The 25,452-nt window shown below is 59.9% G+C and carries 21 protein-coding genes; 13 read left to right on the top strand and 8 right to left on the bottom strand.

What is annotated here, in order from left to right; genetic code table 11:
- Window positions 1-3: 3 nt before the first annotated feature.
- Both GXB78_RS14935 and GXB78_RS14930 read right to left on the bottom strand, forming a co-directional pair.
- Entirely contained in the window at window positions 4-1,185 is a 1,182-nt protein-coding gene (locus GXB78_RS14935; protein ID WP_329515924.1) for an amino acid ABC transporter permease, read from the bottom strand.
- Window positions 1,186-1,251: 66 nt separating this feature from the next.
- Complete coding sequence (locus GXB78_RS14930) at window positions 1,252-2,283, bottom strand: amino acid ABC transporter substrate-binding protein (protein WP_016771583.1); 1,032 nt, start codon at window positions 2,281-2,283, stop codon at window positions 1,252-1,254.
- Between the two features lie 468 nt (window positions 2,284-2,751).
- Here GXB78_RS14930 and GXB78_RS14925 point away from each other — a divergent pair, with 468 nt between their 5' ends.
- The 5 genes from GXB78_RS14925 to GXB78_RS14905 all read left to right on the top strand — a co-directional run bounded on the left by GXB78_RS14925 (window position 2,752) and on the right by GXB78_RS14905 (window position 8,033).
- A complete protein-coding gene (locus GXB78_RS14925; protein WP_329515923.1) occupies window positions 2,752-3,408 on the top strand; it encodes an alpha/beta hydrolase in 657 nt (218 codons plus the stop codon).
- A gap of 96 nt (window positions 3,409-3,504) precedes the next feature.
- On the top strand, window positions 3,505-4,983 hold the full coding sequence (gene rhlB, locus GXB78_RS14920) for an ATP-dependent RNA helicase RhlB (protein ID WP_329515922.1): 1,479 nt from the start codon (window positions 3,505-3,507) through the stop codon (window positions 4,981-4,983).
- A gap of 117 nt (window positions 4,984-5,100) precedes the next feature.
- A complete protein-coding gene (locus GXB78_RS14915) occupies window positions 5,101-6,045 on the top strand; it encodes an ornithine cyclodeaminase family protein (protein ID WP_329515921.1) in 945 nt (314 codons plus the stop codon).
- Window positions 6,046-6,194: 149 nt separating this feature from the next.
- Entirely contained in the window at window positions 6,195-7,322 is a 1,128-nt protein-coding gene (locus GXB78_RS14910; protein ID WP_329515920.1) for an NAD(P)/FAD-dependent oxidoreductase, read from the top strand.
- An 84-nt stretch (window positions 7,323-7,406) separates the two neighbouring features.
- A complete protein-coding gene (locus tag GXB78_RS14905) occupies window positions 7,407-8,033 on the top strand; it encodes a helix-turn-helix transcriptional regulator (RefSeq protein WP_329515919.1) in 627 nt (208 codons plus the stop codon).
- Window positions 8,034-8,135: 102 nt separating this feature from the next.
- On the opposite strand, the gene GXB78_RS14900 is transcribed toward GXB78_RS14905, so the two are convergent.
- The 6 genes from GXB78_RS14900 to GXB78_RS14875 form a co-directional block, all read right to left on the bottom strand.
- A complete protein-coding gene (locus tag GXB78_RS14900) occupies window positions 8,136-8,912 on the bottom strand; it encodes an ABC transporter substrate-binding protein (protein WP_329515918.1) in 777 nt (258 codons plus the stop codon).
- Between the two features lie 259 nt (window positions 8,913-9,171).
- Entirely contained in the window at window positions 9,172-9,624 is a 453-nt protein-coding gene (gene moaE / locus GXB78_RS14895) for a molybdopterin synthase catalytic subunit MoaE (RefSeq protein ID WP_329515917.1), read from the bottom strand.
- Between the two features lie 2 nt (window positions 9,625-9,626).
- A complete protein-coding gene (moaD, locus tag GXB78_RS14890; RefSeq protein ID WP_090188144.1) occupies window positions 9,627-9,869 on the bottom strand; it encodes a molybdopterin converting factor subunit 1 in 243 nt (80 codons plus the stop codon).
- Complete coding sequence (moaC, locus tag GXB78_RS14885) at window positions 9,866-10,339, bottom strand: cyclic pyranopterin monophosphate synthase MoaC (RefSeq protein WP_041479492.1); 474 nt, start codon at window positions 10,337-10,339, stop codon at window positions 9,866-9,868. Before moaC ends, moaD begins: the two co-directional genes overlap by 4 nt.
- Before the next feature lie 175 nt (window positions 10,340-10,514).
- Window positions 10,515-11,909 carry a PhoH family protein gene (locus tag GXB78_RS14880; RefSeq protein WP_024011685.1) on the bottom strand — a complete coding sequence of 465 codons (1,395 nt, stop codon included), beginning with the start codon at window positions 11,907-11,909 and terminating at the stop codon, window positions 10,515-10,517.
- 337 nt (window positions 11,910-12,246) lie between these two features.
- On the bottom strand, window positions 12,247-13,371 hold the full coding sequence (locus GXB78_RS14875; protein ID WP_329515916.1) for a polysaccharide deacetylase family protein: 1,125 nt from the start codon (window positions 13,369-13,371) through the stop codon (window positions 12,247-12,249).
- 326 nt (window positions 13,372-13,697) lie between these two features.
- Between GXB78_RS14875 and yaaA the strand changes: the two genes are divergently transcribed.
- The 8 genes from yaaA (at window position 13,698) to GXB78_RS14835 (ending at window position 25,447) form a co-directional block, all read left to right on the top strand.
- Entirely contained in the window at window positions 13,698-14,477 is a 780-nt protein-coding gene (gene yaaA, locus GXB78_RS14870) for a peroxide stress protein YaaA (protein ID WP_329515915.1), read from the top strand.
- An 809-nt stretch (window positions 14,478-15,286) separates the two neighbouring features.
- Window positions 15,287-16,603 (top strand): nucleotide sugar dehydrogenase, encoded by a 1,317-nt coding sequence (locus GXB78_RS14865; protein WP_186551312.1) that lies wholly within the window; start codon window positions 15,287-15,289, stop codon window positions 16,601-16,603.
- Window positions 16,604-16,688: 85 nt separating this feature from the next.
- Window positions 16,689-18,170 (top strand): mannuronan synthase, encoded by a 1,482-nt coding sequence (gene alg8 / locus GXB78_RS14860; RefSeq protein WP_161806094.1) that lies wholly within the window; start codon window positions 16,689-16,691, stop codon window positions 18,168-18,170.
- A gap of 35 nt (window positions 18,171-18,205) precedes the next feature.
- A complete protein-coding gene (locus GXB78_RS14855) occupies window positions 18,206-19,375 on the top strand; it encodes an alginate biosynthesis protein Alg44 (RefSeq protein WP_024011680.1) in 1,170 nt (389 codons plus the stop codon).
- 15 nt (window positions 19,376-19,390) lie between these two features.
- The gene (gene algK / locus GXB78_RS14850) at window positions 19,391-20,893 is read left to right on the top strand and encodes an alginate biosynthesis TPR repeat lipoprotein AlgK (RefSeq protein WP_408005130.1); all 1,503 of its coding nucleotides are present in this window, start codon (window positions 19,391-19,393) and stop codon (window positions 20,891-20,893) included.
- Window positions 20,890-22,371 carry an alginate export family protein gene (locus GXB78_RS14845; protein ID WP_329515913.1) on the top strand — a complete coding sequence of 494 codons (1,482 nt, stop codon included), beginning with the start codon at window positions 20,890-20,892 and terminating at the stop codon, window positions 22,369-22,371. Before algK ends, GXB78_RS14845 begins: the two co-directional genes overlap by 4 nt.
- 26 nt (window positions 22,372-22,397) lie before the next feature.
- Window positions 22,398-23,969: a mannuronan 5-epimerase AlgG gene (gene algG / locus GXB78_RS14840; RefSeq protein ID WP_329515912.1), complete on the top strand. Its 1,572-nt coding sequence runs from the start codon at window positions 22,398-22,400 to the stop codon at window positions 23,967-23,969.
- Between the two features lie 11 nt (window positions 23,970-23,980).
- Window positions 23,981-25,447: an alginate O-acetyltransferase gene (locus GXB78_RS14835; RefSeq protein ID WP_329515911.1), complete on the top strand. Its 1,467-nt coding sequence runs from the start codon at window positions 23,981-23,983 to the stop codon at window positions 25,445-25,447.
- Window positions 25,448-25,452 lie beyond the last annotated feature (5 nt).

Genomic DNA, 25,452 nt, shown 5'->3' with positions numbered 1-25,452 from the left:
TCCTTACCGCTCGATCAGCGCAATGCGCTTGTTGTACCAGTTCATCAGCAGGGAAATGCTGATACTGATCGCCAGGTACACGCTCATGGTGATGGCAATCACTTCGATGGCCTGTCCGGTCTGGTTGAGCACGGTGCCAGCGAACAGCGAAACCATTTCCGGATAACCGATACCAGCGGCCAGCGAGGAGTTTTTCGCCAGGTTGAGGTATTGGCTGGTCAGCGGCGGAATGATCACGCGCAGGGCTTGCGGGATGATCACCTTGCGCAGGGTCGGGCCGTTGCGCAGGCCGAGGGAACGCGCTGCTTCGGTCTGGCCGTGGCTGACCGACTTGATCCCGGAACGCACGATTTCAGCGATGAACGCTGCGGTGTACACCGTGAGCGCCAGGGTCAAGGCCAGCAGTTCCGGGATCAGCACCCAGCCGCCGACAAAGTTGAAGCCCTTGAGCTCAGGCATTTCCCAGTGCAGCGGAGCACCGAAGATCAGTGCGCACAAGGTCGGGATCACCAACAGAATGGCCAGGCCGGTCCAGAACTTGTGAAACGGTACACCGGTTTCTTCGAAGCGCTTGTTGGCCCAGCGACACATCAGCACGATGCCGACGATGGCCAGCACAATGCTGACCACGAACGCCCAGAAGCCGTCAGCTGCGAGTGCGGCCGGCATGTTCAGGCCGCGGCTGCTGACGAAGAAGGTGTCGCCGAAGTTATGGCTGTTGCGCGGCCCCGGCATGGTCAGGAACACCGCGAAGTACCAGAACAGGATTTGCAACAGCGGCGGAATGTTGCGGAACACTTCCACATACACCGTCGCCAGTTTGGCGATGATCCAGTTCTGCGACAGCCGCGCCACGCCGACGATGAAACCGAGAATCGTCGCCAGAATCACGCCGATAAAGGTCACCAGAAGAGTGTTGAGCAGGCCGATGACAAACACCCGCGCGTAGCTGTCCGCTTCGGTGTAGTCGATCAGGTGTTGAGCGATGCCGAACCCGGCACTGCGCTCCAGAAAGCTGAAACCGGAGGTGATGCCCCGGTGCTGAAGGTTGGTTTGCGTATTGTCGAACAGGTACCAGCCAAGCGAGACCACCGCCACAACGGTGATGATCTGGAATAGCCACGCACGCACTCGTGGATCGCTGAGGCTGAGCCTCTGCTTTGGTGCGCCGATAGAATTTTGCATGAAGTGCCCCGAAAGAAATGGAACAAGAACATCACCCGGCGGTTGGCCCGCCGGGTGATAGAACCATTAGCGCACTGGTGGTGCGTACTGAATGCCGCCGTTGTTCCACAGGGCGTTCAGGCCACGGTCGATTTCCAGCGGAGTGCTCTTGCCGAGGTTTTTCTCGAAGATTTCACCGTAGTTGCCGACTTGCTTGACGATCTGCACAACCCAGTCTTTCGGCAGTTTCAGGTCTTTGCCGTACTCGCCGTCAGCGCCGAGCATACGGGCCACGTCCGGGTTCTTGGTCGACTTGGCTTCAGCTTCGACGTTCTTCGAAGTGATGCCGGCTTCTTCGGCATTGAGCAGCGCGTAGCCAACCCAGCGCACGATGGCCAGCCACTCGTCGTCGCCGTTACGCACGACCGGGCCCAGTGGTTCCTTGGAAATGGTTTCCGGCAGCACCACGTAGTCCTTCGGCGAGGCCAGCTTGCTGCGCTGGGCGAACAGCTGGGACTTGTCGGAGGTCAGCACGTCGCAACGACCGGACTCCAGCGACTTGGCGCTTTCATCGGAGGTGTCGAAGGTGATCGGGGTGTATTTCAGACCGTTGCCACGGAAGTAGTCGGAAACGTTCAGCTCGGTGGTGGTACCGGCCTGGATGCAGATGGTAGCGCCGTCGAGCTCTTTGGCACTTTTCACGCCCAGCTTGTTGTTCACCAGGAAGCCGATGCCGTCGTAGTAGGTGATGAAGCCCGGGAATTTCAGGCCCATGCCCGCGTCACGGGAGCTGGTCATGGTGGTGTTGCGCGACAGGATGTCGATCTCGCCCGATTGCAGCGCGGTGAAGCGCTCCTTGGCGTTCAACTGGCTGAACTTGACCTTGTTGGCGTCGCCGAAAACGGCTGCGGCCACAGCGCGGCAGACGTCGGCGTCGATGCCGAGGATCTTGCCGGTCGCATCCGGTACCGAGAAGCCCGGCAGACCGTCGCTCACGCCACACTGCACGAAACCTTTTTTCTGTACCGCATCCAGGGTTGCACCCGCCTGAGCGAACCCGCTGACACCGAGTACTGCTGCTGCAGTCACGACCGCCAGAGTGGATTTCAACATCTTCATTCAAACCTCCAGTTTTGCTCTTGTTGTGTCGGAGCTTGAGTCCTGTCGCACCCTTTTGAGGCGTTGTTGACCCGTGTTGGCTTTTTTTGGGGTCAACCGACGTAAGACCTTCGCTATGAGTCTAGTAGGAGAAAATCCACATCATGGATCACTCACTTCTCACCAATCGGCCGAACGGGCTGTAGCCCTTTCACGTTCGCTAAGCCCGTAGCGGCCATTGGCGAACATCCATCACCGGATTCGTTGCTGTCCCATCGTGCGACGTAGACTGATAGTGTTACCGCCGCGCAACGGATGCTTCATACGCAAAGCTCCATAGCAAACGCCGTACCAGACCGCTTGTCGAAGCCATTGCGCGACACGTCAATAGCTAAACTTGTAACCTTGCGACATCTTGTTAACGGATCAACCGGGCGCGCACTTCAATCACGCACTCAATGAGAGCGCCCGCACATTTTTGGAGCAAACATGACCGAGCCCTTGATTCTTCAGCCTGTTAAGCCCGCGGATGCCTGCGTGATCTGGCTGCACGGCCTCGGCGCCGACCGTTACGACTTCCTGCCGGTGGCCGAAGCTTTGCAGGAAAGTCTGCTGAGCACGCGCTTCGTACTGCCGCAGGCGCCGACCCTTCCAGTGACGATCAATGGCGGATATGCCATGCCCAGCTGGTACGACATCAAGGCCATGAGCCCGGCCCGGGCGATCGACCGTGATCAGTTGGAAGCGTCGGCAGAGCGCATCATCGAACTGATCGAAAGCGAGCGCGCCAGCGGAATAGACGCCTCGAGGATTTTTCTTGCCGGGTTTTCCCAGGGCGGCGCCGTGGTATTGCACACCGCATTCCTGAAATGGCAGGGCCCGTTGGGTGGGGTGCTGGCGTTGTCGACTTATGCACCGACATTCACTGACGAGATGGAGCTTTGCGCCAGTCAGCAGCGCATTCCTGCGCTGTGTCTGCACGGCCAGTTCGATGGTGTGGTGCAGAACTCGATGGGCCGCACTGCCTATGAGCATTTGGTGAAGCATGGTGTCACCGTGACATGGCAGGAATACCCAATGGAGCACGAAGTGTTACCTGAAGAGATCCGCGACATTGGCGTCTGGTTGAGCGAACGTCTGCGCTGATTTGCGACCAATGTCGGCCCATTGATCCCTCCTACTACGCCGCGCCCGTTTCTTGCATTACACTGGCCGGCGTACATTCCTTAACCAATTGATGAGATGACCGTGCTCGAAGCACTCAAGAAAATGTTCGGTAAAAGCGAGGCTGAGCAGCTCGCGCCAGTTCCCAGTGCGCCGTCGCACGCCCCCGGTCATCGCACCGATGCCCCGCAGGCCGACCGCCCCGCTCCCGTCGCGGCACCGAAGCCAGAAGCACAACCTGCCGCGGCCGCGCCAATCGCTGCCGAGCCTGCACCTGGCGAGGCGCCGAAACCGGCCAGACCACGTCGCGAACCGAAGCCCAAGGCACCGGTGATTCCCTGGAAACTCGAAGATTTCGTCGTCGAACCCCAGGAAGGCAAAACCCGTTTCCACGATTTCAAGCTCGCCCCGGAACTGATGCACGCCATCCAGGACCTGGGCTTCCCTTACTGCACGCCGATCCAGGCGCAAGTGCTGGGCTTCACCCTCGCCGGCAAAGACGCCATCGGCCGCGCGCAAACCGGCACCGGCAAGACCGCCGCGTTCCTGATCTCGATCATCACCCAGTTGCTGCAGACACCGCCGCCGAAAGAGCGCTACATGGGCGAGCCGCGCGCGTTGATCATCGCGCCGACCCGCGAGCTGGTGGTGCAGATCGCCAAGGACGCCGCTGACCTGACCAAGTACACCGGCCTGAACGTGATGACGTTCGTCGGCGGCATGGACTTCGACAAACAGCTCAAGCACCTCGAAGCGCGTCATTGCGACATTCTCGTTGCCACGCCGGGCCGCCTGCTCGACTTCAACCAGCGCGGCGACGTGCACCTGGACATGGTCGAAGTGATGGTGCTGGACGAAGCCGACCGCATGCTCGACATGGGTTTCATCCCGCAGGTACGGCAGATCATTCGCCAGACCCCGCCGAAGTCCGAGCGCCAGACGTTGCTGTTCTCCGCGACCTTCACCGAAGACGTGATGAACCTCGCCAAGCAATGGACCACCGACCCGGCTATCGTCGAAATCGAAATCACCAACGTCGCCAACGAGAACGTCGAGCAGCATATCTATGCCGTGGCCGCTGCCGACAAATACAAACTGCTCTACAACCTGGTCAACGACAACGGTTGGGAGCGGGTCATCGTGTTTGCCAACCGCAAGGACGAAGTGCGCCGTATCGAAGAGCGCCTGGTGCGGGACGGCATCAACGCCGCGCAATTGTCCGGGGACGTGCCGCAGCACAAGCGCATCAAGACCCTGGAAGGTTTCCGCGAAGGCAAGATTCGCGTGCTGGTGGCCACCGATGTCGCCGGGCGCGGCATCCACATCGACGGTATCAGCCACGTGATCAACTTCACTCTGCCGGAAGTGCCGGACGACTACGTGCACCGCATCGGCCGTACCGGTCGCGCGGGCGCTGACGGTGTGTCGATCAGCTTTGCCGGCGAGGACGACTCTTATCAGTTGCCGTCCATCGAAGAAAAGCTCGGTCGCAAGATCAGCTGCGAAACACCGCCGACGCATCTGCTGCGCGCAGTTGAGCGCAAGCGCCCGCAGTAAGCGCCACGAAATGAAAAAGCGCAGCCGGAAACGGACTGCGCTTTTTTTATGCCTGACGGTTGCCCGGATAAACTAAAAGTCCATAATGGAAAAATAAGTTCAGTTTTGGAGCACAACATGTCCAGTACGCCCTACGTGATCGATCAAGCCCAGGCCCGTGCGCTGCTGGCACGCATTGATGTGCCGCAGATCCTGCGCAAACTGTTCCGTGATCTGGCGGCCGGTAACGCCGTGCAGCCAGCTCAGCAACTGGTGGAATTCCCACAGGGTGCCGGCGACTTCATCAATTATCTGGGCGTGCTGGCTCAAGACGGCGTGTACGGAATGAAGACTTCGCCGTACATCGTTCGTGATCAGGGTGCGCTGGTGACAGCGTGGACATTGTTGATGTCGATGAAAACCGGTCAACCACTGCTGCTCTGCGATGCCGGCGAACTCACCACCGCGCGCACCGCCGCGACCACAGCGGTGGCGGTCGATGCCCTGGCGCCGTTGCACGCCCAACGACTGGCAATCATCGGTAGCGGCAAGGTCGCTCAAGCGCATCTGCACTATGTGAAAGCGTTGCGCGATTGGCAGAGCATTAATCTGTATTCGCCGTCGCTGCTGGCAGATCCTGAAACACAGACCGTGTTGAGAACCATCGCGCCGCAAGTGAAGATTGCCGACAGTCGCGAGACCGCTATCGCCGAAGCTGACGTGATCATGCTCTGCACCTCGTCGGCCGGCCCAGTGATTGATCCTGCCGCGTTAAGCAAACCGGCACTGATCACCTCGATCAGCACCAACGCTCCCTGCGCCCATGAAGTGCCGCCGCAAAGCCTCAACGACATGCAGGTGTTCTGCGACTATCGTCTGACCACGCCGGGGTCGGCGGGTGAGATGTTGATTGCCGCTGAGCAGCATGGATGGGACAAGGATTCGATTGTTGGCGACCTGGCGGATTTGCTCAGCGAAAAAGTGCAGCGCCCGGGTTACGACCGTCACGTGTTCTTCCGTTCAATCGGCTTGGGCCTGGAAGACATTGCCCTCGCCAATGCGGTTTATCACTTAACCCACTAGCGCCAAAAATCCCTTGTGGGAGCGAGCCTGCTCGCGAATGCGGTCTGACATTCACCGAAGATGTCGACTGATACACCGCTTTCGCGAGCAGGCTCGCTCCCACAGGGACTAGCGAACGCCTTGATATTGCGTACCCACTGGAGACCTACATGAACCACGCAGATTTCATCATCATTGGCGGCGGGATTGCCGGCGCTTCCACCGGGTTCTGGCTGGCGCCGCACGGCAAAGTGATCGTGCTTGAGCGTGAAACCCATCCCGGCTACCACTCCACCGGTCGTTCCGCGGCGCTGTACACCGCTGCTTATGGCACGGCACAGGTACGCGCATTGACCCAGGCCAGCCGCGCCTTCTTCGACAGTCCTCCGAGCGGCTTCTGCGAGCATCCGCTGCTGACCCCACGCGGCGAAATGACCGTCGACTTCATCGGTGATGCAGCTGAACTGAACAACCAGTACCTCAGCGCCAAAGCCACAGTGCCGCAGATGCAACTGCTCAGCGCCGACGAGGCCTGCGCACGCCTGCCGATCCTGCGCCGGGAAAAAGTCCACGGCGCGATCTACGATCCTTCGGCCTGCGACATCGATACCGATGCGCTGCATCAGGGCTACCTGCGCGGCATTCGCCGCAACCACGGCACAGTCCACACCGATTGCGAAGTGCTCGGCCTGAGCCGCGATGCCGATGGCCTGTGGATCGTGCAGACCAATGGCGAGACGTTCAGCGCACCGGTGCTGATCAACGCCGCCGGCGCCTGGGCGGACAAGATCGGTGTCCTCGCCGGTGCGCAGCCGCTGGGCCTGCAACCGAAACGTCGCGCTGCGTTTATCTTTGCCGGCCCGGAAGGCGTGGATATTCATCACTGGCCGATGTTGGTCAGCCTCGACGAATCCTTCTACATGAAGCCCGACGCCGGCATGTTCCTCGGCTCGCCGGCCAATGCCGACCCGGTCGAACCGCACGACGTGCAGCCGGAAGAACTCGACATCGCCATGGGCATTTATCAGATCGAAGAAGCCACCACGCTGACCATCCGCCGCCCGACCCGCACCTGGGCCGGTCTGCGCAGTTTCGTGGCGGACGGTGATCTGCTCAGCGGCTTCGACCCGCAAGTGCCGGGGCTGTTCTGGGTCGCCGCGCAGGGCGGTTACGGTATCCAGACGTCGCCGGCGATGGGCCAGGCCAGTGCGGCGCTGGTGCGCGGCGAGCCGTTCCCCGAGCACCTGCATCAATTCGGTCTGGACAGCGCCATGCTCTCCCCGGCCCGACTGGCTTGATCGCATCGACGCGTCCAAGAGATTGCGGCACACTCGCAGCGCCCCGGCACAAGGGGCGCTGACGCTGCCTGGAGCTCCACTGTCATGACTGCCCCCGAATTCGACCCGGCGCTGGATAACTTCCGCGCCATCGCCGACGCCATCGCCACGCTGTTCTTTCCCCATGCCGAGGTGGTGCTGCACGACCTGCGCACGCAGAAGGTCGACTACATCGCCAACAACCTGTCCAAGCGCGACATCGGCGACGACTCGTCGCTGGAGGACATGCTCAGCGAGGATGTCAGCGACAGGAACATCGGCCCGTACGAAAAGCTCAATTGGGACGGTCAGAAAATTCGTAGCCTGAGCACTGTGCTGCGCGACAGCGAAAGCCGGCCGCTGGCGGTGCTGTGCATCAATCTGAATATTTCCCTGTTCGAGAACGCCAAGGCGGCGCTGGATCTGTTTCTGTCACCAAGCAAACTGATTCCGCAACCGGACTCGCTGTTCCGTGATGACTGGCAGGAACGCATCAACACCTTCCTCCACGCCTGGCTGCGCGAGCGGCAGTTGAGCCTGAACCTGCTGACCCGCGATCACAAACGCGAATTGGTGCTGGCGCTGCACGCCGAAGGCGCGTTCAAGGGCAAAAGCGCCTCGAACTACGTGGCCAATGTGCTGAACATGGGACGGGCGACGGTGTACAAGCATTTGAAGGAATTGAAGGGCTGAAGATTTGCATCGCTAGCGCTGGCCTCTTCGCGAGCAGGCTCGCTCCCACATTTGGAATGCGTTCCCCCTGTGGGAGCGAGCCTGCTCGCGAAAAGCGCTTGATCAATCGCCGTAGATGTCGGTCTTGAAATACTTCTGGGAAATCTTCTGATATTCGCCACTCGCGCGAATCCCGTCGATGGCGCTGTTCAACTGGCTGACCAGCTCGGCATTACCCTTGCGCACCGCAATCCCGGCCCCCTCGCCGACATACTTCGGATCCTTCAGCTCCGGCCCGACAAACGCGTAACCCTTGCCGCGCGGCATCGACAGAAAGTCATTGAGCGGAATGGTGTCGGCGAAAATCGCATCGAGGCGCTCCGCCGCCAGGTCCATGTAGATTTCTTCGTTGTTGCTGTAGCGCTTGACGTTGATGCCCTTGGGTTCGAACACCTCGGTGGCATAACGATCGGTGGTGGTCGCGCGCTGCACGCCGACATTCTTGCCTTTGAGGCTGGCGTACTGATCATCCACCGTAGCGCCTTCCTTCATCACCAGGCGCGAGGACGTGAAGTAATACTTGTGGCTGAAATCCACCGACTTCTTGCGATCTTCGTTGATGGTCATCGACGACAGCGCCATGTCGATCTTCTTCACTTTCAGTGAAGGGATCAGCCCGTCGAACTCACCTTCGACCCACACACAATTGACCTTCATCTGCGCGCACAGGGCATTGCCGATGTCGTAGTCGAAACCGACGATTTCACCTTTGTCGGTTTTCGACGCGAACGGCGGGTAAGCCGCTTCGATACCGATGCGCAGGGTTTTCTCGGCGGCAAAGACGCTGGCACAGGACAACAGACTGAGGGCCAGACCGGTGATGAGGGGGAGTTTCTTCATGTTCGTTCTCTCGCGGTTTGTTGTTGGTTTGGCAAGAAGAGCAGCTACAAGCGGCAAGCTATCAGCTGCAAGACAGAAGCTTTTTTGTACTTGGAAATCCATACTGGACTCTCAGGTACAAATCGTCAATCGGGTAGAGAGGGGAGGTTTCGGTGTCGCAGATGACGCCTTCGCGAGCAGGCTCGCTCCCACAGGGGAACGCATTCCAATTGTGGGAGCGAGCCTGCTCGCGAAGACTGACTGGAGGGCGCTACAGGAATTACTTCTTCCAGCGATCGGCCGCCGCATGATCACTGTCGCGCCCTTCGACCCAACGCGAGCCGTCACTGGTGTTTTCTTTCTTCCAGAACGGCGCGCGGGTTTTCAGGTAGTCCATGACGAAGGCGCAGGCATCGAACGCGGCCTGGCGGTGGGCGCTGGCGGCGCCAACGAAGACGATCGGCTCGCCCGGCTCCAGCGCGCCGATGCGGTGCAGCACTTCCAGCTTCAGCAGCGGCCAGCGCTGCTCGGCTTCGACGGCGATTTTGCCGAGGGCTTTTTCGGTCATGCCCGGATAGTGCTCAAGGAACATCCCGGCCACGTCGAGCCCGTCGTTGAAGTCACGGACGTAACCGACAAAGCTCACCACCGCGCCAACGCCGACATTGGCCGCGTGCATCGCATTGACTTCAGCGCCCGGATCGAACGGCGTGGCCTGCACCCGAATCGCCATGTTCAGCCTCCGGTCACGGTGGGGAAAAACGCTACTTCGTCACCATCGGCCACCGGCTCATCGAGCTGGCAGAGATCTTCGTTGCGTGCGCACATCAGGTTCTGCTCGCTCAGCACCTCGGCGCCATCACGTTGCGCGAGCAGTGCGCGTACGTCATCGACGGTGGCGAAATCTCCTTCAACCTTTACCGAATCCACGCCCAGCGCTTCACGGTAACGGGCAAAAAACTTCACGGTCAGGTTCATGGCTGCTCCGCCTGGAAGTGGCCGCTCTTGCCGCCGACTTTTTCCAGCAGACGCACGCTTTCGATAGTCATGCCACGATCCACGGCTTTGCACATGTCGTAGATGGTCAGGGCGGCGACGCTGGCGGCGGTCAGCGCTTCCATCTCGACGCCGGTCTGCCCGGACAACTTGCAGCGGGCAACGATGCGCACGCTGTCATCGCCCTCGGCACTGAGTTCGACTTTGACGCCGGTGAGCATCAGCGGGTGGCACAGGGGAATCAGATCGCTGGTTTTCTTCGCCGCCTGAATCCCGGCAATGCGTGCCACGGCGAATACATCACCCTTGGGATGACCGCCGCTGACGATCATCTGCAGGGTTGCGGGGAGCATGCGCACCAGCGCTTGAGCGGTCGCTTCACGGAACGTCACGGCTTTTTCAGTGACGTCGACCATGTTGGCGCGACCTTGGGAATCGAGATGAGTCAGCACGAGGGCCTCCTTGAGGCAGCTGCGAGCGGCAAGCTACAAGCGGCAAGTTAAAGCGCGGTAGGCAGGCGGCAGGAAAGCTCGCATTTAAACAGCCGAAAGCCGCAAGCTTCAAGCGGCAAGTGAATTTCACTCGGACCACTTGTAGCTTGCGGCTTGAAGCTTGTTGCTGCTCCTCTTAGAGATGCGATTCGGCGTATTCGGCCAGGATCGAGCGAGGCACCCCTTGCAGGGTGATGTGCACACCGTTGGGGAAGTCCTTGAAGCGTTCGGTCAGATAGGTCAGCCCGGAGCTGGTCGCGGACAGGTAAGGGGTGTCGATCTGTGCCAGGTTGCCCAGGCACACCACTTTGGAACCGGCGCCGGCACGGGTGATGATGGTTTTCATCTGGTGCGGCGTGAGATTCTGACATTCGTCGATCAGGATCAGGCTCTGCTGGAAGCTGCGACCACGAATGTAGTTGAGCGATTTGAACTGCAACGGCACTTTGCTGAGGATGTAGTCGACGCTGCCATGGGTGTTTTCGTCATCCATGTGCAAGGCTTCGAGGTTGTCGGTGATGGCGCCCAGCCAGGGCTCCATTTTTTCCGCTTCGGTACCCGGCAGGAAGCCGATCTCCTGGTCCAGACCCTGCACGCTGCGGGTGGCGATGATGCGGCGATAACGCTTGCTGACCATGGTCTGCTCGATCGCAGCGGCCAGCGCCAGAATGGTTTTACCGGACCCGGCGGCGCCGGACAGGTTGACCAGATGAATGTCCGGATCAAGCAACGCGTACAGCGCCAGACTCTGATAGATGTCGCGCGGCTTCAGGCCCCAGGCCTCCTGATGCAGCAGTGGCTCCTGATGCAGGTCGAGGATCAGCAGTCTGTCTTCCTGGATTTCCTTGATCCAGCCGACGAAACCCTGCTCGTCGATGATGAACTCGTTGATGTGCACCGCCGGCAGGTTGTCGATCAGTTGCACCTGATGCCAGGTGCGGCCATGGTCCTGACGGGTTTCGACCTTGCTCACGCGGTCCCAGAACGAGCCGGTCATGTTGTGATAGCCGTTGGGCAGCAGGGACACGTCATCGACCAGTTGATCGGTGCTGTAGTCCTCGGCGTCGATGCCACAGGCGCGCGCCTTGAGGCGCATGTTGATGTCTTTGGTGACCAGTACCACCGGTTTCTGCGGATCGCGAGTGTGCAGATCGATCAACTGGTTAATGATTTTGTTGTCGTTCAGGTGCTCGGGCAGAATCAGGTTCGACTCGGCCTGCTTGCTCATCAGAATTGACAGCAAGCCCTTCGGCCCGCCCTTGCCACGCTGGATCGGCACGCCCAGTTCGACGTCTTCGGGGGACGCATCGCCCAGGGTCTTGTCGATCAAGCGGATTGCCTGGCGGCATTCGGCGGCCACGCTGTGATGGCCGCTCTTGAGCTTGTCCAGCTCTTCCAGCACGGTCATCGGGATAGCGACGTGGTGTTCTTCGAAATTCAGCAGGGCATTTGGATCGTGAATCAATACGTTGGTATCGAGTACATACAGGATTGGCTGGTTGGAGGAAGGGCTGCGTCCGTGATCATCCATACTCGGTCACCTATGTGGGAGCCATTCGACGCAATACCTTGACAGTGCTGCGCCTCGAGGTGACTGCCGAATTCATCCACGAGGGCTGGATGAACTGCACACAATAGGAGTCTGGGAAGACGCCACCTGTGTTGCAGGTTTCGGCGGTCTGTCTTCGTAATACTCCAAAACCGATGACATAAAAAAGTACTTTGACGGTTTTTTTAAGTTTATTTTGCAGAGTGACGAAAAGCCCTTGGCGGACTCCCCAGACACCGCTAAAGTCGGAAGTCCGCCTGCATCGAATTCCTCCCGAAAATCACCCAAGGCCCAATGTTTCCGGGCTTTTCTTCGTTTCTCAACGGAACGCGTCCTGACAGTCTTCCCAGCCGATGCCGCTCTGCGCAGTCTGGGTGATCAGCCACGGCAAGGACGTCTTCACCGCATCCTGTTTCATGTTGAAATTGATCACCCCGTGACGCCACAGCAACATCAGGGTCAACACCCGCTGCGCGCTGGCCGGGCCCTTGAGCTTGCCGGCACCGTCCTGGGCATCGATGTCCCACAGCGCCACTTGCAGGCCCTGGCTATTGAAAAAACCCTGCGCGTCACTGCGGCGCTGGCCATCCGGCGGACGGAACAGCGGCACGTAGTTTTCCGGCAGTTTGTTTTTCACCAGATCTGCGCTGCGCCGTACTGAATCCTGCCAGTCCTGCCAATGGCTGTGGGAGCGGAACTCCCAGCCCTGCACGCCGACGCACTGCCGGGAAAAGCTCGCCTGCAGGCTGCTGACCGAGCGCCCGCCGAGTCGCGCCTGAATATCCTTGCCCAGGACAAAGAACGTCCCGCTCAGATTGGACTTGCGCAGGTATTCGGTCAGCCAGTCAGTGTTGTCCGGTTGCACGTTGGCGGCGCTGTCGAAGGTCAGCAGAAACAGCCGGTCGTGCATGTCGTCGCCGTTGCGCTCGTAGTCGCCGAAACGATCGAATTCGTTACTGGTTTGCGGTGACAGCGCGGCCTTGCGCATCAACTCGTCGAGGTACTGCAAATGGAAGATCCGGCTCGGCTCGGCCCACTTCGTGTAATAGCTGTCGTCGCTGACCACGAACTTGGCCGCCTGCTCGCGCAGGGTCGGCAAATCTTCGACAAGGAAGCAGAACGAGGCGTCCTGATCGCAGCTCTGCTGGGCGTGATTGTAGTTGGCGAGCAAACGCTGCCAGAGGCGCTGGCGCAACTGATTGACCGCATCGATATTGACCGTGCGCAGACCGAGACGCTGGGCCAGTGCCGCTTCGTCGATGGACTCGGTGCCGAGCAGACCGCGAGCGAACATGAGAATCTCCGCCCGCGAAGCGACGTCGAACAGGGTCGGATTGCTGAGCTGCTCCGGCCAGGTCGTGCGATCCAGCGTCGCCGCATCACCGGGCGCCGCGACGGCCGCGAAGCTCAACAGCCACGCGGTGAATAAAAGAACAATGCGCAAAGGGATGTCTCCATAACAAAACCCGCGCGGCACTATAGCTGATGTGCAAGATTCAAGGTCGTCACCCTCACCCCAGCCCTCTCCCAGAGGGAGAGGGAGCTGACCGAGCGGTTCTTTCGATATCCGTCTACCTGAGCTATCGAGTCGAACTCAAATTTGAAGCCAGCGAACATCGGCCCCCTCTCCCTCTGGGAGAGGGCTGGGGTGAGGGTAAAATCCACCAACCGTCGCAAATCCCGGCACTTGCACCGACCTATAACCCCCATAGCTGGAGTCAACAAGAACAACCCCCTAGAATCGCCCCCACGATTAAAGGAGACGACTTCATGCTGATGGTGATTTCCCCCGCCAAGACACTCGACTACGAAACACCGCCGGCGACCCAGCGCTTCACTCAGCCGCAGTACCTCGACCATTCCCAGGAACTGATCCAGCAGCTGCGCGAGCTGAGCCCGGCGCAGATCAGCGAGTTGATGCATGTGTCCGACAAGATCGGTGGCCTCAATGCCGCGCGTTTCGGCAGTTGGACGCCGGCCTTCACACCAGAGAACGCCAAGCAGGCCCTGCTCGCATTCAAGGGCGATGTCTACACCGGCCTCGACGCGCAGTCGTTCAGCGAGGCGCAATTCGATTACGCGCAAAAGCACCTGCGCATGCTCTCCGGCCTTTATGGCCTGCTGCGCCCGCTGGACCTGATGCAGCCCTATCGTCTGGAAATGGGCACCAGACTGGCCAACGCCCGTGGCAAGGATCTGTATGCGTTCTGGGGTACGCGCATCAGCGAATGGCTGAACGAAGCGCTGGCCGATCAGGGCGATGACGTGCTGCTCAACCTTGCATCCAACGAGTACTTTTCCGCGGTCAAGCGCAGCGCCTTGAAGGCGCGGATCATCAACACCGAGTTCAAGGATCAAAAGAACGGCCAGTACAAGATCATCAGTTTCTATGCGAAGAAAGCGCGCGGCCTGATGAGCCGTTTTGTGATTCAGGAACGCATCAACGATCCGGCTCAGCTCAAGCAATTCGATGTGCAGGGTTATCGCTACAGCGCCGAGCAATCGAAACCCGACAATCTGGTGTTTTTGCGCGACCACGCCCCGGAATAAAGCATGCCCTTTGCACGACTCTTTTCATCAGGAGTCGTGCAGTCCGCCCGAAGTCAAAATCCCCTCGCTATATATCGCCAATTTCATGGCGCCAATAAAACCACACCCTGTTTTCTAATTTTAGTTTCACTCGACACTGAAGTTTTTTTTCAGTAGTGGCACTTAAATTTTTTACCGGTAGTGGCACAAAACTATCGACCCCGGTTTCACCCCGATCAATAAAGGGCGAAATCGTTAGTGCTATCACTTTGCACCCAGTGCCATCTTAGTCAGTATTTCAAAAAATTTCGGCCGGCACGATGAGCGGGCTGGAACTATGTCCAAATGCGTTGCTCATACCACCGGTAACGATTCTCGCCGAGTTTGTACGAGATAACTTACGCAGAGCAGATAGCCATGTAACCAAGTTGTCACAGCAACTTGCCTGAGTGACTAACGAGTCTCAAAACAATCGATGGACAGGAGATACGCACCATTAATATCCCCTACAAAGGCCAAGGCCGCGCCCCTATAAACGTGCTCGCCTGAGCACCTAACTGCTTGATTTACCGGCTCCCTACCGGACGTCGAGCAGGCTACACGACTGCACTAGAGTCTTCCCGCACGGAAGATCGGCTGCATAACAGGGCAAGTCATAACAACAAGGCCTAGTTGCGCACTTCTTGAGTGCACTTATTAGACACTCGGAACTTTGTATGCCTGCACACGGCATTGTGGCGCCTGTAAGCCGCACTTCCGAGTGCACTAGTGACCGCTGAACACCATTAACTCCGGCCTTCTAAGGCCTGATATATACAGAGGTAATTGCGATGCGCATCAGCATATTTGGTTTGGGTTACGTTGGCGCAGTATGTGCCGGTTGCCTGTCTGCACGGGGCCATGACGTAGTTGGCGTCGATGTTGCCAAAGACAAGATCGACATGATTAACGCCGGCAAATCGCCAATCGTCGAACCAGGCCTGGGCGAACTGCTGCAACAGGGTATCCAGACCGGTCGTCTGCGCGGCACGACCAATTTCGCCGAGGCGATTCGTGATACCGACCTGTCGATGATCTGCGTCGGCACGCCAAGCAAGAAGAACGGCGACCTGGAACTGAACTACATCGAGGCCGTATGCCGCGAGATCGGTTTTGTCCTGCGTGAAAAAACCACCCGCCACACCATCGTCGTGCGCAGCACCGTGCTGCCAGGCACCGTGGCCAACGTGGTCATCCCGATTCTGGAAGACTGCTCCGGCAAGAAGGCCGGCGTCGATTTCGGCGTTGCGGTCAACCCGGAATTCCTCCGTGAATCCACCGCCATCGCTGACTACGATCAGCCACCGATGACCGTTATCGGCGAGTTCGATACCGCCTCGGGCGACGTTCTGCAATCGCTGTACGAAGAACTCGACGCACCGATCATCCGCAAGGACATCGCCGTTGCCGAGATGATCAAGTACACCTGCAACGTCTGGCACGCGACCAAAGTGACCTTCGCCAACGAGATCGGCAACATCGCCAAAGCCGTCGGCGTCGATGGTCGTGAAGTGATGGAAGTGGTTTGCCAGGACAAGACCCTGAACCTGTCCCAGTACTACATGCGCCCGGGCTTCGCCTTCGGCGGTTCGTGCCTGCCCAAAGACGTGCGTGCGCTGACCTACCGCGCCGGTTCCCTGGACGTCGAAGCACCGCTGCTCAACTCGCTGATGCGCAGTAACGAATCGCAAGTGCAGAACGCTTTCGACATCGTTGAAAGCCATGAAAAACGCAAAGTCGCCCTGCTCGGTCTGAGCTTCAAGGCCGGTACCGACGACCTGCGCGAAAGCCCGCTGGTTGAGCTGGCGGAAATGCTGATCGGCAAGGGTTACGACCTGAGCATCTACGACAGCAACGTCGAGTACGCCCGTGTCCACGGTGCGAACAAGGACTACATCGAATCGAAGATTCCGCACGTGTCGTCCCTGCTCAACTCCGACTTCGACTCGGTGATCGACAACTCCGACGTGATCATCCTCGGCAACCGCGACGAGAAATTCCGTGCGCTGGCCCAGGAAGCGCCGCAGGGCAAGCAAGTCATCGACCTGGTGGGCTTCATGTCCAAGGCCACCAGCGCCGGTAGCCGCACCGAAGGCATTTGCTGGTAAGGCTGCAGCAAGCCTCAAGCTTCAAGCCGCAAGCAAAAGCAACACGCTTGCGGCTTGAAGCCTCCATCACCTTCGGATGACGGTTATGACCAAGCTCAAACATTTTTTTCTGCAATCAGCCGGCTGGCTTTTTTATCTCAGTCTGCTGATGGGCCTGGCCTTGATGCTGCCCACGTCCACATTCGACTCCGAGTCGAAGGACTTCATTTTCCTGATTGGCGCCGTGGGTATCTGGCGCTACTCGATGGGTGCAACGCACTTTGTGCGTGGCATGATTTTTCTCTACATCGTCTACCCGCACCTGCGTCGCAAAGTACGCAAGCTGGGTAAAGCGGCCGACCCGTCGCATGTGTTTCTGATGGTCACCAGCTTTCGTATTGACGCGCTGACAACCGCGCAGGTCTACAGCTCGGTGATCCGCGAAGCCATCGACTGCGAACTGCCGACCACCATTGTCTGCTCGATCGTGGAAATGTCCGACGAGTTGCTGGTCAAGGCGCTGTGGGCGCGGATGAATCCGCCGGAGCGGGTCAAGCTCGACTTCGTGCGCATTCCCGGTACCGGCAAGCGCGATGGTCTGGCCTTCGGTTTCCGCGCGATCTCCCGTCACCTGCCGGACGACCGTGCCGTGGTGGCCGTGATCGACGGCGACACCGTGCTCGGCGAAGGCGTCGTGCGCAAGACCGTGCCGTGGTTCCAGCTGTTCGGCAATGTCGGCGGCCTGACCACCAACGAGTTCTGCGAAGTGCGCGGCGGCTACATCATGAGCGAATGGCACAAGCTGCGTTTCGCCCAGCGTCACATCAACATGTGCTCGATGGCCCTGTCCAAGCGCGTACTGACCATGACCGGTCGGATGTCGGTGTTCAAAGCCTCCGTGGTGACCAATCCGGAATTCATCGCCGACGTTGAAAGCGACTCGCTGCAACACTGGCGTCTGGGCCGCTTCAAGTTCCTCACCGGTGACGACAAGTCGAGCTGGTTCAGCCTGATGCGCCTGGGTTACGACACCTTCTACGTGCCGGACGCCGCGATCAACACCGTTGAGCACCCGCCGGAAAAGAGCTTCATCAAGGCCAGCCGCAAGCTGATGTTCCGCTGGTACGGCAACAACCTGCGCCAGAACTCGCGCGCACTGGGCCTGGGTATCCGCCGCCTCGGCGTGTTCACCTCGGTGGTGCTGTTCGACCAGCGCGTGTCGATGTGGACTTCGCTGCTCGGCCTCACCGTCGCGCTGATCGCCAGCTTCAAGTACGGCACCGCGTTCATCCTCGTGTACCTGCTGTGGATCGGCATCACCCGCCTGATCCTGACGCTGTTGCTGTCGTGTTCCGGCCACCGTATCGGCCCTGCTTACCCGGCGATTCTGTATTACAACCAGATCGTTGGCGCCCTGGTGAAGATCTACGTGTTCTTCCGCCTCGACCAACAATCCTGGACTCGCCAGCCCACATCCCTGACCCGTGATCTCGCCAGCTTTCAACGTTGGTTCAACACCTGGTCGTCTCGGACCATGACCTTCTCCGCCGGCAGCATTTTTGTCGCCGTGCTGCTGATGATGGTCTGACCCGCTCCTATTGAATTAACAAGGAAATCGCCCCTATGAATACCGCCGTCAACGTCAACGTAGTGCATGAATCCGAAGCCCAGCGCCAGCACGCTCGCGTGAAAATCCCGGCCAAGCTGCGTTTCTTCGGCCCTGACCGGACTCCGCTCGAAGCGCGGGTCCTCGATCTGTCGGCTGGCGGTCTGGCGTTCAACGCCGGGCAGATGCCGCTGACCATCGGCGAGGTGTACAAGGCGCGTCTGCAATTTGTCATCGACAACCTCGGCCTGGCCATGGACGTTGAACTGCAGGTGCGTTCCTTTGACCGCGCCACCGGGCGTGCCGGCTGCCAGTTCCAGAACCTGGAGCCGCAGGACATTTCCACCCTGCGCCACCTGATCACTTCGCACCTGGCCGGCGACATCGTCAGCATCGGTGAAGTACTGGCGACCCTGCAGCGCGACAATTTCACCAAGGCGCGCAAGAACAAGACCAACGACACCGGCATGACTCCGTTCGGCCGCCTGAAAGCCGTGACCTTCAGCGCCGGTATTTTCGCGGTCGGCCTGGTCGCTGCCGGTTTCATCTTCAAGTCGGTGTACGGCATGTACTTCGTAAGCCACGCCCAGGCCGGTCTGGTCAGCGTGCCGGGGATGAACATCACCATGCCGCGCGACGGCACCGTGCAGAGCCTGGTCAAGTCCGACGGCGTTGCCGCCAAAGGCGCCCCGCTGGCGACCTTCAGCACCAGCATGCTCGACGTGCTCAAGGGTCATCTGGCCGAAGATCAACTGGCCCCGGCCAAGGTTGAAGAACTGTTCGGCAAGCAAATGACCGGCACCCTGACTTCGCCGTGCGACTGCACCGTGGCCCAGCAACTGGTGGCTGACGGTCAGTACGCGAGCAAGGGCGACGTGATTTTCCAACTGGTGCCGCGCAACACCCAGGCCAACGTTGAAGCACGCTTCTCCTATCGTCAGTTCGGCGACGTGCGTCCGGGCACCCCGGTGAGCTTCCAGATCGCCGGCGAAGACAAGACCCGCACCGGCAAGATCGTCAGCAGCACCAGCCTGAAGAGCGCCGACCTGTCCTCCGACATCCGCGTGCAGATCCAGCCTGACGAGCCGCTCGACAGCAGCCTCGCCGGCCGTCCGGTGGAAGTGAACAGCGACCGTGGCCCGAACCTGAACTGGCTGATCGACAAAGCCATGGCTGCCGGTCTTTAAGTCGAGGACATGCCTGTGACTACGCATAACTTGAACACACCGCCGACCCTGTGGGAGCGAGCCTGCTCGCGAAAGGGCCAGCGCGGTCTGTCTGAAGTACCGAGTCGACTGCTTCGCGAGCAGGCTCGCTCCCACATGGGGTTGATGGTGTGCTCGCTGGCGCTGGCAGTTTCTCTGGCCGGTTGCGCCGGGCTGCCCGATCAGCGTCTGGCCAACGAAGCGCTCAAGCGTGGCGACACCGCCACCGCCGCGCAGAATTACCAGCAACTGGCCGATCTGGGTTACAGCGAAGCGCAAGTCGGCCTGGCCGATATTCAGGTCGACAGCCGTGACCCGGCGCAGATGAAACAGGCCGAAGCGACTTACCGCGCAGCGGCGAGCGTTTCGCCGCGTGCCCAGGCACGTCTCGGTCGCCTGCTGGTGGCCAAGCCGGGCTCGACCGAAGCCGAGCACCACGAAGCCGAAACCCTGCTGAAAAAAGCCGCCGCCAATGGCGAAGGCAACACGTTGATCCCGCTGGCGATGCTGTATCTGCAATACCCGCACAGCTTCCCCAACATCAACGCTCAGCAGCAGATCGATCAGTGGCGCAAGTCGGGCTACCCGGAAGCCGGTCTGGCGCAAGTGCTGCTGTATCGCACCCAGGGCACTTACGACCAGCACCTGGATGACGTGGAAAAAATCTGCAAGGCCGCGCTCAACACCACCGACATCTGCTACGTCGAACTGGCCACCGTTTACCAGAAACGTGGCCAGGCGGACCAACAGGCCGAGCTGATCAAGCAGATGCAGGCCGGTTACAGCCGTGGCACCGTCACCGCGCAGCGTGTCGACTCCGTGGCCCGTGTTTTGGCCGATTCGACCCTTGGCAAGACTGACGAAAAAACCGCGCAGGCGCTGCTCGAGCCGATCGCTCCGGGCTATCCGGCGTCGTGGGTGACCCTCGCCCAACTGCTTTACGACTTCCCTGAACTGGGCGACGTCGATCAGATGATGAAGTACCTGGACAACGGCCGCGCCGCCGACCAGCCACGCGCCGAACTGTTGCTGGGCAAGGTCTACTACGAGGGCAAACTGGTCCCGGCTGACGCAAAAGTCGCCGAAGAACATTTCCAGAAAGCCGTTGGCCGCGAAGTGGCCGCCGATTACTACCTCGGCCAGATCTACCGTCGTGGCTACCTGGGCAAGGTCTATCCGCAGAAGGCTCTCGACCATCTGCTGACCGCTGCGCGCAACGGCCAGAACAGTGCCGACTTCGCCATCGCGCAGCTGTTTTCCCAAGGCAAGGGCACCAAGCCCGACCCGCTGAACGCTTACGTATTCAGCCAACTGGCCAAGGCCCAGAACACCCCGCAAGCCGATGAACTGGCGGCAACTCTCGAGGCGCAATTGCCGCCCGAGCGCCTGCCCGAAGCCCGCCGCCTGTTGCAACAGGAACAGGCCAGCCGTGGCGCCCTGAACCCGAACACGCTGCAACTGCACGCCCTGCAAGAAGAAGACGGCGAGGAAAAACTATGAAGCTGAACCCATTCGTGAAGGCCGGTATTGGCCTCACCTTCGCGCTGATCTGGTCTTGCCCGACACTGGCTGCGATGACTGAAAGCAAGAACTTCGGCCTGGAAGTGAAGCTCACCGGCCAGTCCGAAGACGACCGCGACCTCGGCACCGCCCGTGGCGGCGACGTCAACGGCGTCGGCCTCGATCTGCGTCCGTGGATCTATGGCGAAAGCGGCGCGTGGAGCGCCTATGCGATGGGTCAGGCAGTGACCTCGACCGACATCATCGAGACCGACACCCTGCAACAATCGGACGGCGCAGAGTCCACCGACAGCGGCGATCGCGAAACAAAGAAAAACTACCTCGCGATGCGCGAGTTCTGGGTCGGCTACAGCGGCTTCACGCCCTACCCTGGCGAGATCCTCAAGTTCGGTCGCCAGCGCCTGCGCAATGACGACGGCCAATGGCGCGACACTAACATCGAAGCGCTGAACTGGACCTTCGACACCACCCTGCTGCGGGCCAATGCCGGTGTTGCCGAGCGCTTCAGCGAATACCGCACCGACCTCAAAGAGCTGGCGCCGAAAGACAAGGATCGCCTGCACGCCTACGCCGACGCCGCGTACCAGTGGACGCCGGGCCAGTGGGTCGGCATTCGCGGTCATCACGCCCACGATGACGGCAAACTCGATTACGCCGAGCCGGGCGTGCCGCGCGACTCGCTGGACAAGACCCAGAACGGCGACATCAGCTGGATCGGCCTGACCGCCGACAGCGATGCCTACAACTGGCGCAACACCAACACCGTCAACTACTGGGGCAGCATCACCGGCATGAGCGGCGACCGCGACACGGTCAACCCGCTGAACGCCGATGGCACGCGCCCGGCACAAGCCAAGCGCAGCGATGACATCAGTGGCTGGGCGGCGGATGTCGGCGTGCGTCTGCGCCTCGATCCGCAGTGGCAAGTGGGCGGTGCCTATGCTCGCGCCAGTGCTGATTACGAGCAGAACGGTCTGGAGAGCAACCGCTCCAACTACACCGGTACCCGCTCGCGCGTACACCGTTTCGGTGAAGCGTTCCGTGGCGAAATGAACAACATGCAGACCGCCACCCTGTTCGGTTCGTGGATGGTCAACGACGAGTACGACGCCAGCCTGATCTACCACAAGTTCTGGCGTGTCGACGGCAACAAGCCGGTCGGCAGCAACGGCATCAACGCGGTGGAAAACAACACCGACGACGTCACCGGCGCAATCCTCTCCAGCACATCCTTGCCGCTTGAAGATGGCAATAAGGACCTGGGTCAGGAAATGGACCTGGTCGTCACCAAGTACTTCAAGCAAGGCCTGTTGCCAGCGGCGTTGAGCCAGTCGATCGACGAGCCTTCGGCACTGGTGCGTTTCCGTGGCGGTGTGTTCAAACCGGGCGATGCCTACGGCAGCCAGGTTGATTCCTACATGCACCGCGCATTCATCGACGTGATCTGGCGCTTCTGATGCAAACCGCCAAGGGAGTGCCCGACATGATCAGCACCAGAACAGGCTCACTCAGCCTGCTGGCCGGCGCGATGCTGCTGGCCAGCGCCGGCGCCTTCGCCAATGTTGAACCGGCGAAACCTGCGACCGTGGCCAAGGAACTGCAACAGGCCAAGACCTACACCGTCAGCAGCGCGCCGACCGAGGCGTTGCAACTGGCCAAGCCGAAACTGCCCGACCTGTCCGGCTTCACCGCCGAAGCCGCTGCCGCGAAAATCGTGCGCAGCAAGCCGGGCAAGATCAGCGTGCGCCGGATGATGCAGGAAAACGCCCTGAAGGACTTCATCGGCGGCGATAACAAGATGGCCGAATGGGTGGTGCGTCAGCACGGCATCCCGCAGGCGATCTTCATCGACGACGGCTACATGAACCTCAAGGATCTGGCGAAAAAACTGCCCAAGCAGTATTTCAGCGAGACCGCTCCGGGCGTGTACCTGGCCAGATTGCCGATCGTCGTTGGCGAGAAAGGCATCCTCGAAATCGACGGTCAGACCCAGGAACTGCGCCTGTCGCAGGAGGCCGGTTCGTTCCTGGTCAACGACGGCAAATTGTTCGTCAGTGACACCAAAGTCACCGGCTGGCGCGAGAAGGAAAACGGCCCGGCAACCTTCCGTTCGCCGAAGGAATTCCGTCCGTTCCTGCTCGCCTGGGGCGGCACCGAGACCTACATCGTCAACAGCAAGATGGCCAGTTTCGGTTACGCCAACAGTAAGTCGTACGGGGTGAGTATTTCCCAGTACACGCCGAACATGGCCAAAGTCCTCAAGCGCCCGGAACCGACCGGCTGGATCGTCGGCTCCGAGTTCTCGGACATGTGGTACGGCTTCTACTGCTACGAAACCAGCGACTTCGTGGTCAAGGGCAACACGTACAAAGACAACATCGTCTACGGCATCGACCCGCATGACCGCTCGCACCGTCTGATCATTGCCGAGAACACTGTCTACGGCACGAAGAAGAAGCACGGGATCATCATTTCCCGTGAGGTCAACGACAGCTTCATCTTCAACAACAAGAGTTTCGACAACAAGTTGTCGGGCCTGGTGATCGACCGTAACAGCGTCAACAACATCATTGCCTACAACGAGATCTACAAGAACCACACCGACGGCATCACGCTCTACGAGTCCGCCGACAACCTGCTGTGGGGCAACAAGGTCATCAGCAATACCCGTCACGGCATCCGTATTCGTAACAGCGTGAACATCCGCCTCTACGAAAACGTTGCCATGACCAACGGCCTGACCGGTATCTACGGCCACATCAAGGACCTGACCGACACCGACCGTGACATCAAGCTCGACCCGTTCGACGCGCAGGTGTCGCTGATTGTGGTGGGCGGCGAGCTGGCGGCCAATGGCAGCGGCCCGCTGTCGATCGACTCGCCGTTGAGTGTCGAGCTGTATCGCGTGTCGATGCTGGCGCCGACCAAGTCCAGCGGCATCAGCTTCAACGGCATCCTTGGCGAGCGCCAGGATGAAATTCTCGACCTGCTGGTGCGCCAGCAGAAAGCCGTGCTGATCGACCCTGTCGAACGCCAGACCGAAATGCAGGACTGAGGATAATTTTTATGCACCCACACATGATCAAACTGCTCAGCCTCTCGGCCCTGACCCTCGGCATTCTTGCTGCCGGCAACGCCCGCGCCGACGCTGAAGGCGCAAGCGCCGCGCCACCGAAGTTCACCGCCGAACCGTGCTGCAACCTGTGCCCGGCTGCCCATGACGCGAAGAACTACACCACGCGTTATCAGCAGAACTTCACCACGCTGGTACAGGCCCAGGGCGACTGGCTGTTCCGTACCCAGGAAGACCTGCGCACCGAGTTCAACACCACGCCGGCCGGCTACAAGCGCCTGCAACAGTTGCACGATGCGTTCAAGAGCAAAGGCGTGGAGCTGGTGATCGTCTACCAGCCGACCCGTGGCCTGGTGAACCGCAACAAGCTCAACCCGCAGGAAAAAGCCGCGTTCGATTACGAGAAAGCGCTGGGCAACTACAAGACCATGCTCGGCCGTTTCGCCAAGATGGGTTACGTCGTGCCGGACCTGTCGCCGCTGACCAACGAGTCGCTGCCGGACACCCTGCCCGCCCACGACTTCTACTTCCGTGGCGACCAGCACTGGACGCCATACGGCGCCCAGCGCACGGCAAAAATCGTCGCCGAAAAAGTCAAGCAGATCCCCGCTTTCGCCGACATTCCCAAGCGTGAATTCGAGACCAAGAAGTCCGGGCGCATGGGCAAGACCGGCACCCTGCACAACATGGCCGGGCAACTGTGTGGCACCAGCTACGCGATCCAGTACATGGACCAGTTCACCACCGAGCCGAAAGGCGAGGCAGGCGACGGCGATCTGTTCGGCGATTCCGGCAATCCGCAGATCACCCTGGTCGGTACGTCGCACAGCGGCAAGAACTACAACTTCGCCGGTTTCCTCGAAGAAGCCATCGGCGCCGACATTCTCAACGTGGCCTTCCCCGGCGGCGGTTTCGAAGGTTCGATGCTGCAGTACCTGGGCAGCGAAGAATTCCAGAAGACCCCGCCGAAGATTCTCATCTGGGAATTCTCGCCGCTGTACCGCCTCGATCAGGAAACCATCTATCGCCAGATGATGGCGCTGCTCGACAACGGTTGTGAAGGCAAGGATGCGCAGATGTCCGCCAGCACCACGCTGAAGCCGGGCAGCAAGCAAGAACTGCTGGTCAACAGCAAGAACCTGAACCTGCAGAACGCCAACCATCAGGTCGACATCCGCTTCGCCGACACCTCGGTGAAAACCCTGCAAGCCACCCTCTGGTACATGAACGGTCGCCACGAGGACATCAAGATCGAGAAACCGGAAACCTCCGATACCGACGGTCGTTTCGCCTTTGAGCTGCGCACCGACGAAGACTGGGCCTCGCAAAACCTGCTGGCGGTCGAAGTCCAGGGTCCTGAAGCCGGACCTGGCGCCGCGCCACAAAAAGTCGAAGCGAAAATCTGCAAACGCAACGTATTCCCGGGCGCAGGTCAACAGACCGCGCAGCTCGGGCAATGAGGTCT

Source organism: Pseudomonas moraviensis subsp. stanleyae (assembly GCF_036283065.1).
GTDB lineage: Bacteria > Pseudomonadota > Gammaproteobacteria > Pseudomonadales > Pseudomonadaceae > Aquipseudomonas > Aquipseudomonas stanleyae.
Note: the sequence above shows the minus strand (reverse complement) of the source record. Positions and strands in the feature narration are given on the sequence as shown.